Below are 15,014 nucleotides of genomic sequence, written 5' to 3' on the forward strand. Positions count from 1 at the left end.
CCGGGGCTCGTGGGTCTCATGGCGGTTCAGCGCCTCAGGGCGATCCGCCCCCTCAGCGCGGTGTCCTGGACCGAGTTCCCGACCCGCACGGTGGCGGTGCCACGTGGCGTCACCCAGCGGTCCTGCGCACTGCTCCAGACCGAGAGCGACACACGGTCGACCCTGATCCGGACCGTCCGCGACTGCCCCGGACGCAGGCTGACGGCGTCGAAGCCGATGAGCTGCCTCCACGGCGTGCGCGCCGCGCCCGGGAGGCGATCGACGTAGACCTGCGGGACCGCGACGCCGGCGCGACGCCCCGTGTTCCGCACGGTGAACCGCACGGTGGCCGCGTCGCCGCGCAGCGCCGAGACGCGCAGCCGGCTGTAGCGGAAGGAGGTGTACGACAACCCGTGGCCGAACGCGAAGCTGGGACGGTTGCCCGGCCCCATCCCGCGGTAGCCGACCTCGACGTCCTCGGTGAACTCGGCCGTGCCCGCCTCGATGGGCGGAACCTGGTCCTCGTCGACCGGGATGCTCACCGGCAGTCGTCCGGACGGGTTGACCCGCCCGAACAGCACGTCGGCGATCGCATGGCCCTGCTCCTGACCCGGGTACCAGGCCTGGACGACCGAGGCCACGTTCCGGATCCACGGCGACACCCGCGAGGCGGTGCCGGTCTCGACCACGACGATCGTGCGCCGGTTGACGGCGGCGACACGGCGGATCAGCTGCTCCTGCTCCTTCGGCAGGGCCAGCGAGGGCCGGTCGAAGCCCTCGGTCTCGTAGTCGCGCACGACCACGACGGCCGTCCGGGCGTCACGGGCCTCGTCCACCGCGTCCTGCATCATCGGCGACATGACCCGCTCCGGGTGCTGCCAGAAGAACCGCACCTGGCCGCCCTGGTACGAGTTGGCCGCGGGAGCGGCGTACTCGATGCGGACGGCCACGCGCTGTCCCGCGCGCAGCGTGACGCGTTGCCCCTCCGAGGCGAGGTCGCCGCTGTGGTCGACGACGAGCTCGTCGTCGAGGTACAGCCGGGCGTCACCGCGGGCCGTGAGGCCGAGGGTGTAGGTCGCCGCGGCAGGCGCCGTGAGGGTGCCCTCCCAGCGTGCGGACAGGTCGCCAAGCAGCGCGAAGTCGCCCCGAGCCGTCGGGATCTTCGGCGAGGCGGCGTTGAACCCCGGGAAGTTCTGGAACCCGAAGTTCACGTTGGCGTTCGGATCCACCTGCGTGAGGTGGGGATCGCCGGCGAACTCGTCGTTGCTCCAGTACGTCGCGCTCAGGCCCGAGCCCGAGCCCGAGGCGGGCTCCAGCACCGACGACGGCACGGCGTCCGGGCCGGGCAGCAGGTCGCCCTCGGAGATCCCGTCGACGCCCTGGCTGTAGGAGACGTCGCCACTCGTGGCCGCCGAGATGCCGTCGAGCGGGCTGACCGAACGAGTCGGGAGGCTGACCTCCGACGAGCCACCGCCCTGGGCGGACGTGTTGTCGGCGTCCGGACCGATCACCGCGATCGACCGCACTCCGGTCCGCAGCGGAAGCGTCTCGCGCGAGTTCTTCAGCAGCACCATGCCGCGTGCCGCGATCCTGCGGGCCTGACGGCTGTGACCGGTCTTGTCCCACGGACCCGCGACGGCCGGCTCGTCGAAGAGTCCCAGCCCGATCATGGGACGCAGGATCCGCGCCGCCATGTCGTCCAGGCGCGCCTGGGAGACCTGGCCCGCCTCGACCGCGGCCAGCAGCCGCTCACCGAAGTTCGCGCTGCCCGGCCCCTGGTCACCCGGCTGCTCCTGGTCCAGACCGTTGTTCGCGGCCTGCACGGTGCTCGGGGTGGCGTTGTAGTCGCTCATGATGAACCCACGGAAGCGCAGCTGCTCCTTCAGGATCTCGTTCATCGCCTCGTTCTCGCAGGCCGAGGTGCCGTTGAGCCGGTTGAACGAGCACATCATCGACCCGGGTCGCGCCCGGTCCTGCGTGATCTCGAAGGGCCGGGTGTAGATCTCGCGCAGCGCGCGCTCGCTGACCACCGCGTTCACGTCGAACCGGTCGGTCTCCTGGTTGTAGGCGAACGGGTGCTTGAGCGTGGCGATCACCGGGTGGGACTGGATGCCCTTCGTGATCTGGCTGCCCATGCGGCCCGAGACCAGCGGATCCTCGCCAAGGCCCTCAAAGGCGCGCCCCCAAAGCGGGGTGCGGCTGATGTCGAGCGTCGGACCGAGCGCCACGTTGTGGCCGGTGTGGAAGGCCTCGTCGCCCAGCAGGTCACCGTAGGTGCGGGCCAGGTCCTCGTCGAAGGTCGCGGCCAGCGCCGAGCCCGACGGCAGTTGTGTCGTCTCGCGGTCGGCCTCGGGATTGGCCACCCGCACGCCGACGGGGCCGTCGGCCATGGTCTGCGCCGGGATGCCGAGCCGCTCGATCGGGTTGTTGTAGAAGCCGTAGTTGTTGTTCAGCTCGCCGGTCGCGAGATCGGCCTTCTCCTCGTTGGTCATCTGGGCGACCAGTGTGGCCACGCGGCGCTCGACCGCGGGCGAACGGTCCCAGCGTGGGGTGCGGCTGTCGCCGCGTTGGAGTGATGGGACCCGTGGGGCCGCGAACCCGGGCCCGTCGAATCTGGATCGTTGCCCGTCGGTGTCGTCGGTGCGGGCGGCCGTGGGAGCGGCGGCCAGTGCGACGAGCACGAGGGGTGTGGTGAGCGTGGCTAGGGTCCTGCGTGGTGTCCTCATGATGGAGCCCCGATTGGTTGTCTCCGAGGGGTGCCCACCCTCGTTCCGCCGCTAGTACTGGCGGTAGGCGCCGGTCGATGCCGAGGACGTACCCCTCCCCTCGAGTCCCATGCGGGAATCGCCGTCGAATCCGGGGACTTTCACTCCCCGTGGTCGCTCTGGGTCGAGACCGCCCAGATCACCGCGACGTTGAAGGCGATCAGGACGATCGACCACAGCGGGTAGTAGGGCATGAAGGCGAACTGGGCGACGCTCCCGATCGAGGCGATGATCACCGCGCCGATGCGCGCCCAGTTCCGGCTGCCGAGCAGGCCCGCGCCGACGGCCAGCGCGAGCACGCCCAGCACGACCTGGATCCAGCCCCACGTGGTCAGGTCGAACGCGAAGGCGTACTCGGCGCCGACGACGAAGACCTCGTCCTCCGCGATGGCCGAGAAGCCCTGGATGAGCTGGACGACGCCGATGCTCAGCAGCATCACCGCGCCGAACCCGACGATCCCCCACGTCCACGCCTGCTTCGCCGAGCCCTCGTACGGTCGTCGGTCGCTCATGATGTCGTTCCTCTCGATGGTCCTGGCGGTCACGCTAGGCGCGGCGCCGGGACGGGGAACTCACCCGGACGGGATGATTACGGGGTCAGGGCGTCGGTGAGCAGCGCCACGAGGGTCTCGAGCTGGAGGTCGGCGGAGTCGGCGATCTCCTCGTCGGAGCCGTCGAGAGCGCGAGCGGCGAGGCCGGCCTTGCTGTCGATGAGCTCGACGATCTTGGTGTCGATCGTCCTCGAGGCGACGATGCGCCACGCGGTGACGGGCTCATCCTGGCCGATGCGGTGGACGCGGTCGATCGCCTGCGTCTGCTCCGCGTCGGTCCACGACAGCTCGGCGAGGACCATGTCGGAGGCGACCTGCAGGTTGACGCCGACGCCCGCGGCCGACAGCGAGCAGACCACGACGGAGACGTCGGGGTCGTTGACGAAGGCGTCGATGCTCTTCTGGCGTGCCGACGGCGTCTGGTTGCCGCGGATCGACGAGTAGCGCAGGCCGCGCTGCTCGAAGGTCTTCTCGGCCACGTCCATGACGTCGACGTGCTTGGCGAAGAAGACCACCTTGCCGACGCTGTGCGCCAGTTGCGCGGTGTAGTCGGCGGCCAGGCTCGCCTTGGCCTGACCGATGCGGCGCATCATCGTGAAGACGTTCTCCTCGGACTTCGAGGAGTCCTCGCGCTCGGACGCGGCGATCCGGCGCACGAGGTCGTGGTCGATCCCGTCGATCCTCTCGTCGCGAGCCTCGATCGCGCGCTCGTAGCGCGAGACCAGCCGGCGGACGAGCTCGGCCTCGGCCGCGCGGATCGAGCGTCCGGCCTCGTCGTCGAGCTCGACCCGGAGGTCCGCGATGCGGCGGGCCGGGATGTCCGCGGCGACGTCGACCTTGCGGCGCCGCACGATGCCCATGTCGATGACGCGAGAACGCGCGGCCGGGAAGAAGCCGGGGTCGAGCGGCGTCAGCCCGGTCTCCTCGAGCGCGTGCATCAGCTCGGGGCGGGGCTTCTTCTCGTCGATCCAGCCGAGGTACTGCCAGATGGCGCGGAAGTCCTCGATGTCGTTGATCAGCGGCGTGCCGGTCAGGGCCATCAGGAGCGGGCGCGGAGTGCGGGCGCGAATCCGCTCGGAGATCTGCAGGACGTGCTGCGAGCGCTGCGACGACTTGTTCTTGATGAAGTGCGCCTCGTCGAGGACCATGCCGCGGAACCCGAGGTCACCGAGCCAGCCGACGTGCCGGTCGAGCACCTCGTAGTTGACGATGACGATGTCCGCGAAGCCGTCGATCGTGTCGCCGTCACCGTGGATCACGGTGGACGCGTGGCGCGGGGTCCAGATGTTCGCCTCGCGGGCCCAGTTCGCCTTGACGACGTTCGGCACCACGACGAGCAGCGGGTAGGCGTTCGCGGCCTGTGCGGCCAGGAGCGACTGGGCCGTCTTGCCGAGTCCGGGCTCGTCGGCGAGCAGGAAGGTCCGGTGCCCGTCGGCGGCCGCGGCGACGAGCTCGGCCTGGTGGCGCATCAGCTCCATGCCCTCGGGGACGGGGACGTCGATGGGCTCGGGCAGGTCCATGCACGCGGGGGCGCCGCTGGCGGCGCGCTCGAACGACGAGAGCAGCGGACCGATCAGCTCCCAGCCGGCCAGGCGGCGCGGCGACGGCGTGCGGCGCTCGACGGTCTCGAACTGCGGAGCGAGGAACGGGTCGGCGAGGCGGCGCGAGATGACCGACTGGGGCACCACCTGACGCGACACGGGCGCGGGGGTCGGGTCCTCCGCGACCGGCACCTCCGGCTCGTCGGGGACCTCCATCCCGGCGGCGGCCAGCATGTCGCGCTTGAGGTCCTTGGCGGCGTCGGACACGGCGGCGTCCTCGGCCAGCAGGGAGAGCAGCGAGGTGTCGAGGGCGGCGGTCTTCGCCAGGATCGTGCCGATGCCGTCGAGCCGCTTGAGCTGCTCGGCGCGCTGCGGCTCACTCATGCTCTCGTCGGTCTTGATGCGGGTGCGCTCCTCGCGCGCCAGCAGGGCGACGGTCTGGAACTTCGTTCGGTTCGTCTGCGTCGCGCGTCCGCGCTGGACGCCCGACTCGACCTCGCGCACGGCACGCGCGAGCACGGGGATGAGGCCCTCGTTCCCGGCTGCGCGTCCGCGCCGCGGGTTGCGAGAGCCGGCCCCGGTGGAGCCTGACTGACGTCGGCCTCGAGTGGCCAAGCTTCTCTCCTCTGATCACACGCTGTCCGCACGAGGACGACAGGGCACCAAGAGCCGGTGAGGGCTCCCGCTCGGTTGCTCTGCACGACCAGCGAGCTGAGTGAGCGGCCGTCCCGGGCTCGTGGCTGCGCAGTGCAGCACCAGAAGGCTGGCAGCGGGGGAAGCGACGCTCTGACAAGACCAGTTTACGCAGACGGACGCGCCCGATCGGCAGCACCCGAGCGCGCGCCGCGCGGGCTTCCGCCCGCCGGCGGCTGAATTGCTGTGGCGAACGCCGGACACCACGTCCCACTGACCACTACGGTCACTGCGTGAGTGACGAGACGGCCCGATGCGCGTGAGCCGCGGCATGCATCACCTGAGCATCGGCTTCGTTCCGAACTGGTCGGCCGTGGGTGGCGGATGGTTCGCGACCAAGCCCAGTGGGGCTACGGCTCGGAACGACCGCAGCGCGCCGCCCTTCATCGCAAGCATCTGGCGTCGCCTGTCCAGCGGCCACGAGCACGCCGGCCTGCCGGACAGCTGCGAGGACCTCACGCCCGTCGTGGACCGGGCGGTGGCGCTGTTGACCGAGTCATACCGCCCGGTGGACTTCGACGAGCTCGATCTGACCCTCGGGTGGACCGACGAGGAGTCGCGGCTGGAGTTCCTCGAGGTCACGAAACGTCTGGAGACGAGACTGCGGCGCAGGCTGCGTCGTCAGTGGACCGTGAGGGTGAGCCCGAGTCCCGGGGTCGTCGAGGTCACCCTCATGGGCGAGTACATGTGCGACTGGCCCCTCTGGACCCACGACGGGCTCAGTGACCCCGACGACTGGACGATGCTCTCCGACGACCTGAAGGACAGGCTTCGCGCCTGGGCGGTGGAGGCGGATCCGGACCACGTGCCGGGACCGGACCCGGTCGTCACCGAGCAGCTGCTCCAGGAGCTACGGAGCGTGTTGGGAAGCCGTTTCGTGGTCTACGGACTCGACTCCGACCGGTAGACGGCCCTCAGCTGAGGACGGAGGCGACGTCGACGGTCCCGTCCGCCTCGTCGATCGCCCGTGCGAGGGAGTCGACGTGCTGGTCGTCGAGGGTCACGCCGGCCTCTTCGAGGCCCTTCCGCAGCTCGTCGCCGATCGTGCCGCCGGGCGCACCGTCCTGGTAGGCGCCGACGCGGTTCACGACGAACTGGATGGACTCGAGCTTCTCCGGTGTCAGATCAGTCATGACCGCGACGCTACGTGAACGAGCGGGCTTCGCATCCCGAGCAAACCGCTTCGATGTCACTCGGACCTTCTCGCCGGGGTGGCCCGATGCGCCAGGACGAGCGCCACGGCATAGATGACGCCGACCACCGGGAGCACCCGCAGGGCGAGGAAGATGTAGGCGTTCTCCTCGCCAGCCATCGGCCCGAGAGCGGCGTACGCCAGGTAAGCGGTCAGCAGGGCGGCCGCCGCGAAGCCGAGGCGAGCACGGATCGACGTGACACTCATCGCGGCAGCGACGGCGGTCGCGGCCGCGAGGACCCAGCCGATCCCGAGCGCGACGTGCGGCAGGTTCACCAGCCAGCCCAGCGCGGCACCGGCGGCGAGGTACGCCGAGAGGACTGCCACGACGGGTACATGCCCGTCCCGAGCCGTCATCGAATCTCCCCCGTCGTCGTCTCGTCACCGAGCCTCGCCGTCGTCAGACTAGGGCCAGCGCGGCGGCGCCACGCCGCTTTGGCTCAGACCAGAACGCTGGGGCCGAGCGAGAGGTCGGGAGCCAGCTCTCGCAGCAGCTCCCGCACCCGAGCGTCGAGGTCGGCGACGATGCGTCGCACGGTGGCCTCGTCCTGTCCGCCCGGGTCGTCGACCGGCCAGTCGCGGTAGGTCACGCCGGGGACGTACGGGCACTCCTCGCCGCAGCCGAGGGTGATGGCCAGGTCGCTCGCGGCGATCATCTCGCGCGTGAGGTGCTGCGGACGCTCCCGCGAGGTGTCGAGGCCGAGCGACTCGAGGACGTCGGCGACCTCCGGGTGGATGTGCTCGCCCGGCTGCGTTCCCGCTGACAGGGCGACGATGCGACCTTGGGCATAGTGCTCGGCGAGCACGCGGGCCGCGACGGAACGGCCGCCGTTGCGGACGCAGGCGAAGACGACCTGCGGGACGTGCTCGGTCATGGGCGTGCTCCTTCGGTGGTGTCGGGGAACCAGCGCCGTGCCCAGAGGCTGACGTAGACGAGTCCGACGAGGATGGGGACTTCGATGAGGGGGCCGACGACCCCCGCGAGGGCCTGGCCGCTGGTCACGCCGAAGACGCCGATGGCGACGGCGATGGCGAGCTCGAAGTTGTTGCCGGCCGCGGTGAACGCCACCGTGGTGGCGCGCGGATAGCCCAGGCCGACGGCGCGCGCGAGGGCCAGCGAGCCCGCCCACATCAGCGCGAAGTAGAGAACCAGCGGCAGGGCGATGCGCGCGACGTCCCAGGGGCGACTGGTGATGGTCTCCCCTTGCAGCGCGAACAGGACGACGATCGTGAACAGCAGCCCGTAGAGCGCCCACGGGCCGAGCCGGGGAAGCAGCTCGCGCTCGTACCAGGCCCGGCCGCGACGGGCCTCGCCGATCCGCCGGGTGAGGTAGCCGGCGGCGAGCGGCACACCGAGGAAGATCAGAACGCTGCGCGCGATCTCCCAGGCGGACACGTCCAGTCCCGTCGTGGACAGGCCGAGCCAGCCGGGCAGCACGTCGAGGTAGAACCAGCCCAGACCGGCGAACGCCACGACCTGGAAGACGGAGTTGACGGCGACGAGCACGGCGGCGGCCTCGCGGTCACCGCAGGCGAGGTCGTTCCAGATGATCACCATCGCGATGCACCGGGCGAGACCGACGATGATGAGCCCGGTGCGGTACTCCGGCAGGTCGGGCAGGAACAGCCAGGCCAGCGCGAACATGAGTGCAGGGCCGATCAGCCAGTTGAGTCCGATCGACAGCGCCATCATGCGGCGGTCGCGGGCGACGTGGCTGACCTCGTCGTACCGGACCTTCGCCAGCACCGGGTACATCATGACGAGCAGGCCGAGCGCGATCGGCACGGAGATGCCGCCCACCGTCACGGCGTCCAGAGCGTCGGCGATGCCCGGCACCGACCGACCGGCCACCAGGCCGGCGACCATCGCCAACCCGATCCACACGGGGAGGTAGCGGTCGAGCGTGCCGAGCCGCCGGTCGGCCTCGGGCTGTGTCGTCGCGGTCATGCGGCCGGCTTGGTGGCGCGGACGATCGCGCCGTGCATGCCGGGCACCGCCTCGTGCGTGAACTCCACCTCGGCGTCGACGAACCCGACGGCAACGAGCCCGCTGAGGTACTCCTGCTTGGACAGTGCGCCGGCGATGCAGCCGACGTAGGAGCCGCGATCGGCACGATCCTGCGATGACAGGTGATCCTCGGCGACGACGTCGGAGATGCCGATGCGGCCACCGGGAGTCAGGACGCGGAACATCTCGGCGAGGACCTTCGGCTTGTCCACCGAGAGGTTGATGACGCAGTTCGAGATCACCACGTCGACCGAGGATTCGGGCAGTGGCACGTCCTCGATCGTTCCCTTCAGGAACTCGACGTTCGTCGCACCGGCCTTCTGCGCGTTGGCGCGCGCGAGCTCGAGCATCTCGTCGGTCATGTCCACGCCGTAGGCGAACCCGCTCTCCCCCACGCGGCGGGCCGAGAGGAGGACGTCGATGCCGCCGCCCGACCCCAGGTCGAGGACCTTCTCCCCCACCCGGAGCTCGGCGACAGCGGTGGGGTTGCCGCAGCCGAGGCTCGCCGCGAGAGCCTCCGCCGGCAGCCCCTCCTGGTCGTCGCTGCCGTAGAGCACGGCGCCGAAGGACTCGTCGACCGCGACGCCCCCGCTGCAACAACCGGAGGAGTCGCAGCCGGTGTCGGCGCTCCCGACAGCGGTGGCGGCGTCGGCATAGCGCTGGCGCACCTCGTCGAGCAGCTCTTCCCGGGTCTTCGATGCGCTGGTCATGGCGAGCTCCTTCAGGTTCTATCGACGAGTGTCGATGCATCGAGATTGATCGATGTATCGACGTTTGTCAATGCGTCTGGCAGACTACGATCCATGACCGCTCGCAGCACGCTCCCCGTGATCGACCAGGTCGACTGCTGCTCCCCCGTCACGGGAGGCGCTCTGGACGTCGAGGAGGCCGAGCACCTCGCGCGGATGTTCAAGGCGTTGGGCGACCCGACGCGCGTCCGCCTGCTGTCCCTCATCGCCGCCCAGCCCGAGCGCGAGGCGTGCATCTGCGACCTGACCGAGCCCGTCGGACTCTCCCAGCCCACGGTCTCGCACCACATGAGGCAGCTCGTGGACGCCGGGCTCGTCGTACGCGAGCAGCGCGGCCGCTGGGCGTTCTACCGCGTCGTCGACGACACCCTTCGCTCGCTCAGCAGCGCTCTCAGGCCGTGACGTCCGGGCGCAGCCACAGCACCCCGCTCGGCGGCAGCTGAAGCAGCGCCGACGCCGGCTGACCGTGCCACGGATCGTCGGTCGCCTCCACCGCTCCGAGGTTGCCGACGCCCGAGCCGCCGTAGATCTCGGCGTCGGTGTTGATCACCTCGGTCCACGTCCCGGCGAGCGGCAGACCGACGCGATAGTCGTGGTGGGGGCCCCCGGAGAAGTTGGCGACACAGGCCAGCTGCGAGCCGTCCGAGCCGATGCGCAGGAAGCAGATGACGTTGCCGGCGGTGTCGCTGGCGTCGATCCAGCGGAATCCCTCCGGCTGTGCGTCCGCCGACCACAGAGCGGGATCCGAGCGATAGTGCGCGTTGAGGTCGGTGACCAGGTGCTGGATGCCCGCGTGCAGCGGGTCGTCGAGCGCGGCCCAGTCGAGGGAGCCCGACTCGGCCCACTCGCTCGCCTGGCCGAACTCGCCGCCCATGAAGAGCATCTGCTTGCCCGGGTGGGCCCACATGAAGGCGAGCAGACCCCGCACCCCCGCCGCCTTGTTCCACTCGTCGCCCGGCATTCGCTGCCACAGGGACCCCTTGCCGTGCACGACCTCGTCGTGTGACAACGGCAGGATGAAGTGCTCGCTCCACGCGTAGTCGATCGAGAACGTCATCTCGCCGTGGTGGTAGGAGCGGTGGATGGGATCGTGGCCCAGGTAGGAGAGCGTGTCGTGCATCCAGCCCATGTTCCACTTGAAGCCGAAGCCCAGGCCGCCGCTGCTCGTGGGGCTGCTGACTCCCGGCCACGCCGTGGACTCCTCGGCCACCATGACGACACCGGGATGGTGCTTGTAGACCGTCGCGTTGAGCTCCTGGAGCAGCTGGACGGCCTCGAGGTTCTCGCGTCCCCCGTGCCGGTTGGCCACCCACTCCCCCTCGTTGCGCGAGTAGTCGAGGTAGAGCATCGACGCCACCGCGTCCACGCGCAGCCCGTCCAGGTGGAACTCCTCCAGCCAGTACAGCGCGTTCGCGACCAGGAAGTTGCGCACCTGCGGGCGGCCGAAGTCGAAGACGTAGGTCCCCCAGTCGGGCTGCTCCCCCCGCCGCGGGTCCGGGTGCTCGTAGAGCGGGGTGCCGTCGAAGCGGGCCAGTGCCCACTCGTCGCGCGGGAAGTGGGCCGGCACCCAGTCGACGATGACGCCGAAGCCGCGACGGTGCAGCTCGTCGACGAACCAGCGGAAGTCGTCCGGTGAGCCGAAGCGCGACGTGGGCGCGTAGTAGGACGTGACCTGGTAGCCCCAGGATCCCCCGAACGGGTGCTCCGCGATCGGCATGAGCTCGACGTGCGTGAAGCCCGTCTCGGCCAGGTAGTCCGCCAGCGCGCCGGCCAGCTCGCGGTAGTCGAGGCCGGGGCGCCACGAGCCGAGGTGCACCTCGTAGATGCTCATCGGTGCGTCGAGCCACGACGTCGCGTCGCGCTGGGCGATCCAGGCGTCGTCGGACCACGCGTGGCGCGACTCCACGACCACGGACGCGGTGGCGGGCGGCACCTCCGTGCCGAAGGCCATGGGGTCGGCCTTCTCGCGCCAGTGGCCGTCCGGGCCCTGGATGCGGAACTTGTAGCGGGATCCCTCCGCCATCCCGGGGATGAAGAGGTCCCACACGCCCGAGCCGCCCAACGGTCGCATCGCGTGCTCGTCACCGTGCCAGCCGTTGACGTCGCCGATCACCTGCACGGCGCGGGCGTGCGGCGCCCAGACCGCGAGACTGGTGCCGCGCACCGGGCCGTCCTCGGTCTCGTGGGTGACGACGTGCGCGCCGAGGACGTCCCACAGCCGCTCGTGTCGTCCCTCGCCGATCAGGTGCAGGTCCAGCTCGCCGATGGACGGCGGCCACGGACGCGTCTCACTCACAGGGTCACTCACCTTCGGTCACGATCCGCTCGATCGATGCCAGCGGCACGGTCAGCCACTCAGGACGGTTGGCGTGCTCGTAGGCGACCTCGTAGACCGCCTTGTCCAGCTCGAGGGCACGCAGCAGGTCGGCGCTGTCCCGCGGGTCCTGCCCGGCCGCCTTGCCGTAGCCGTCGCAGAACGCGTCCCGGTTGCGTCGCGCCCACGCCATCGCGCTGGAGGTCCGCTCCGGGTCGTCGGGCTGGCCGACCAGCAGCTGCTGCGCGGCGTAGTCGAACGAGCGCAGCATGCCGGCGACGTCGCGCAACGGGGAGGCCAGGGCCGCGCGCTCGGCGTGGCTCGCTGCGGGCTCGCCCTCGAAGTCGAGGAGGAGCCATCCGTGGATCGTCCTGAGGACCTGCCCCAGGTGCAGGTCACCGTGGATGAACTGGGTCGAGACCGGCACGGGAACGTCGAGGATGCGCTCGAGGACGGGGCGCAGCGCGTCGGCGTGCTGCGCCAGCTCAGTCACCTCCGCGGACACCCGGTCGAGCCGGGCGAGCATCGAGTCGAGCACGCTCTGGAGCCGATCGACGCCTGCCTCCTCGGTGCCGAGCGCACGGGCCAGGTCGGCGTGCACGGTCGCGACGGCCTTGCCCAGCCGATAGGCCTCGCCGGCGAAGTCGCCGCCGAACTCCTCGGGGGGCAGCCTGGTCGGATCGGCCATGTAGTCGCGCACGCTGGCAGTCGCCATGACCCAGCCGTCCGCCGCGTCGGGCATGAAGCGCTGGAGCATGCCCATCGTGACCTCCTCGCCGTCGACCCGGGCGCTGATCGATCCCAGCGGGTAGGCGATCTGCTCCGAGCCGATCGCGTGGAGTGCGCGGTGGAGCACCAGGTCCTTGTTGACGCCGGGAACCAGCTTGCGGAACAGCTTGAGGATGTACTGGCTGCCGTAGACCAGCGACGTGTTGCTCTGCTCGGTCGTGATGGGGTGGGCGCGCAGACCGGTGGCGAGATCCGCACCCGGCTCGTGCTCGAACGTCAGCGCGTCGACCTGTGCATCCTCGGCCATGAGGTCGAGCAGGCACGACGTCAGATCGGCGTCGCCGCTCGCCTCGTAGCACGTGAGTCCGTCCTCGAGCCCGATCGACGCCGGCGCGGGAACGTTCGGGAGCTGGGACTGGCGGCTGCCGATGAGCAGCTGGTACAGCTCGTGACGGTCGTCCTGCTCCACCCGGACCACCAGGTGCAGCAGCAGCGGGTCGCCCTCGAGCAGGGTGGTCCACGAGACGGGGTGCACCGCCGTGATCTCGCGGTCCTTGCCGCCGAACCATCGCTGGGTCGGCAGCCAGGCCGGGAGGGCGGCCGCGAGCTGGGCCACCAGCTCGTCGCGCGGGACGGTCGAATGCTCATCCTGTCCGCTCATATCTGGCTCCTCCTCTCGCCCTCGTCGCCGATCTCCACCAGCTGGAACCAGTAGAAGCCGTGACCGGGCAGGGTCAACAGGTAGGGCAGCTCGCCGATGCGCGGGAAGCGCACACTGCCGGTGAGCTCGACGGGCGTGCAGTCGAGGTGCTCGGAGAGGTCGAGCTCCACCGGCTGCGGGAACCTCGACAGGTTGTTGACGCACAGGACCACGTCGAGCCCGCCGTCAGCGCGCTCGTACACGCGCTTGTAGGCCAGCACGCTGGGGTTGGAGCCGCCGAGGTCGACGAACTCGCCCTCGGCGAACGCCGTGTGCTCCTTGCGCACCGCGATCATCTGACGCGTCCAGTTGAGCAGCGACGCGGCGTTGCCCTGCTGGGCCTCGACGTTGATCGCCTCGTAGCCGTAGGTGGGGTCCATGATCGGCGGCAGGTAGACGCGGCCCGGATCGGACCGGGAGAACCCCGCGTTGCGGTCCGGCGACCACTGCATCGGCGTCCGGACCGCGTCGCGGTCGCCGAGCCAGATGTTGTCGCCCATGCCGATCTCGTCGCCGTAGTAGAGGACCGGCGAGCCGGGCAGGCTCAGCAGCAGCGCCGTGAACAGCTCGAGCTGGTTCCGGTCGTTCTCCAGCAGCGGCGCCAGCCGGCGCCGGATGCCGATGTTGGCCTTCATCCGCGGGTCCGAGGCGTACTCGCGATACATGTAGTCGCGCTCGTCGTCCGTGACCATCTCGAGGGTCAGCTCGTCGTGGTTGCGCAGGAAGATGCCCCACTGCGTGCCGGACGGGATCTCCGGTGTCTGCGCCAGGATCTCCGAGATCGGGAACCTCGACTCGCGGCGCACGGCCATGAAGATCCGCGGCATCAGCGGGAAGTGGAACGCCATGTGGCACTCGTCGCCGCCGACCGCGGGATCGCCGAAGTACTCGACGACGTCCGCGGGCCACTGGTTGGCCTCCGCCAGCAGGATCCGTCCCGGGTACTCCTCCTCGACCGTCGCCCGGACCCGGCGGAGGTACTCGTGCGTCCGCGGGAGGTTCTCGCAGTTGGTGCCCTCCTCCTCGAACAGGTACGGCACGGCGTCCAGCCGGAAGCCGTCGATCCCCAGGTCGAGCCAGAAGCGCAGGGTGTCCAGCATGGCCTCCTGCACCTCCTCGTTCTCGAAGTTGAGATCGGGCTGGTGGCTGAAGAAGCGGTGCCAGAAGAACTGTCCCCGCACCGGGTCGTAGGTCCAGTTGGACGACTCGGTGTCGACGAAGATCACGCGCGCGTCGCTGTACGCCGAGTCGTCGTCCCGCCAGACGTAGTAGTCGCCGTAGGGGCCGTCGGGATCGTTGCGCGACTGCTGGAACCACGGGTGCGCGTCCGAGGTGTGGTTGAGGACCAGGTCGGTGATGACCCGGATGCCGCGCTGGTGGGCCTCCTCGAGCAGGTGGACGAAGTCCTCGACGGTGCCGAACTCGGGCAGCACCGCACGGAAGTCGCTGATGTCGTAGCCGCCGTCGCGCAGCGGTGAGGCGTAGAACGGCGGCAGCCACAGGCAGTCGACTCCGAGCCACTGGAGGTAGTCGAGCCGGCCGGCCAGGCCGCGGAGGTCGCCCGTGCCGTCGCCGTTGGAGTCGGCGAACGCGCGGACGAGCACCTCGTAGAACACCGCCCGCTTGAACCACTCCGGGTCGTCGGGAGCCTGCTCGGCGTGCGCGAACTCATCGGCCTGGGGCTCGGTGAGGGTCCCGTCGTCCGCGATGGACTCACCGGTGTGCGGGGTGTCCTCCAACCCCACCAGGGCCGCGTCCGGGGCTGTCGTGACGTCCTGGGCCTCGTCGTTCAC

Annotated in this window: 13 protein-coding genes; 2 read left to right on the forward strand and 11 right to left on the reverse strand. The window is 70.2% G+C overall.

Annotation, left to right across the window (positions count from 1 at the left end; translation table 11 throughout):
- Window positions 1-26 precede the first annotated feature (26 nt).
- From ACK99Q_RS13390 to ACK99Q_RS13400, 3 genes are all read right to left on the reverse strand, one after another.
- Entirely contained in the window at window positions 27-2,492 is a 2,466-nt protein-coding gene (locus ACK99Q_RS13390) for a beta-glucosidase H (protein ID WP_410186613.1), read from the reverse strand.
- A gap of 353 nt (window positions 2,493-2,845) precedes the next feature.
- The gene (locus ACK99Q_RS13395; protein WP_410186614.1) at window positions 2,846-3,256 is read right to left on the reverse strand and encodes a hypothetical protein; all 411 of its coding nucleotides are present in this window, start codon (window positions 3,254-3,256) and stop codon (window positions 2,846-2,848) included.
- Window positions 3,257-3,333: 77 nt separating this feature from the next.
- Entirely contained in the window at window positions 3,334-5,355 is a 2,022-nt protein-coding gene (locus tag ACK99Q_RS13400; protein WP_410186615.1) for a DEAD/DEAH box helicase, read from the reverse strand.
- Window positions 5,356-5,782: 427 nt separating this feature from the next.
- Between ACK99Q_RS13400 and ACK99Q_RS13405 the strand changes: the two genes are divergently transcribed.
- Entirely contained in the window at window positions 5,783-6,436 is a 654-nt protein-coding gene (locus tag ACK99Q_RS13405) for a hypothetical protein (RefSeq protein WP_410186616.1), read from the forward strand.
- Window positions 6,437-6,443: 7 nt separating this feature from the next.
- Here the strand turns inward: ACK99Q_RS13405 and ACK99Q_RS13410 are convergent, their stop codons facing one another.
- From ACK99Q_RS13410 to arsM, 5 genes are all read right to left on the reverse strand, one after another.
- The gene (locus tag ACK99Q_RS13410) at window positions 6,444-6,662 is read right to left on the reverse strand and encodes a hypothetical protein (protein WP_410186617.1); all 219 of its coding nucleotides are present in this window, start codon (window positions 6,660-6,662) and stop codon (window positions 6,444-6,446) included.
- A 56-nt stretch (window positions 6,663-6,718) separates the two neighbouring features.
- The gene (locus tag ACK99Q_RS13415; protein ID WP_410186618.1) at window positions 6,719-7,048 is read right to left on the reverse strand and encodes a hypothetical protein; all 330 of its coding nucleotides are present in this window, start codon (window positions 7,046-7,048) and stop codon (window positions 6,719-6,721) included.
- 113 nt (window positions 7,049-7,161) lie between these two features.
- Window positions 7,162-7,596 carry a low molecular weight phosphatase family protein gene (locus tag ACK99Q_RS13420; RefSeq protein ID WP_410186619.1) on the reverse strand — a complete coding sequence of 145 codons (435 nt, stop codon included), beginning with the start codon at window positions 7,594-7,596 and terminating at the stop codon, window positions 7,162-7,164.
- Window positions 7,593-8,669, reverse strand: a complete 1,077-nt coding sequence (arsB, locus tag ACK99Q_RS13425) for an ACR3 family arsenite efflux transporter (protein WP_410186620.1) — start codon at window positions 8,667-8,669, stop codon at window positions 7,593-7,595. Before arsB ends, ACK99Q_RS13420 begins: the two co-directional genes overlap by 4 nt.
- On the reverse strand, window positions 8,666-9,439 hold the full coding sequence (gene arsM / locus ACK99Q_RS13430) for an arsenite methyltransferase (RefSeq protein ID WP_410186621.1): 774 nt from the start codon (window positions 9,437-9,439) through the stop codon (window positions 8,666-8,668). The genes arsB and arsM overlap by 4 nt, the downstream gene beginning before the upstream one ends.
- Before the next feature lie 93 nt (window positions 9,440-9,532).
- Between arsM and ACK99Q_RS13435 the strand changes: the two genes are divergently transcribed.
- Entirely contained in the window at window positions 9,533-9,880 is a 348-nt protein-coding gene (locus ACK99Q_RS13435; protein ID WP_410186622.1) for an ArsR/SmtB family transcription factor, read from the forward strand.
- Here the strand turns inward: ACK99Q_RS13435 and glgB are convergent.
- From glgB to treS, 3 genes are read right to left on the reverse strand one after another with little or no spacing between them, the layout of a single operon-like run.
- Window positions 9,870-11,774, reverse strand: a complete 1,905-nt coding sequence (gene glgB, locus ACK99Q_RS13440) for a 1,4-alpha-glucan branching protein GlgB (protein WP_410186623.1) — start codon at window positions 11,772-11,774, stop codon at window positions 9,870-9,872. The two genes, ACK99Q_RS13435 and glgB, sit on opposite strands and share 11 nt — an antisense overlap.
- A gap of 4 nt (window positions 11,775-11,778) precedes the next feature.
- Entirely contained in the window at window positions 11,779-13,182 is a 1,404-nt protein-coding gene (locus ACK99Q_RS13445) for a maltokinase N-terminal cap-like domain-containing protein (protein ID WP_410186624.1), read from the reverse strand.
- Complete coding sequence (treS, locus tag ACK99Q_RS13450) at window positions 13,179-15,014, reverse strand: maltose alpha-D-glucosyltransferase (RefSeq protein WP_410186625.1); 1,836 nt, start codon at window positions 15,012-15,014, stop codon at window positions 13,179-13,181. The genes ACK99Q_RS13445 and treS overlap by 4 nt, the downstream gene beginning before the upstream one ends.

This window comes from Aeromicrobium sp. MLTX1, from assembly GCF_046452335.1.
Classification (GTDB): Bacteria; Actinomycetota; Actinomycetes; order Propionibacteriales; family Nocardioidaceae; genus Aeromicrobium.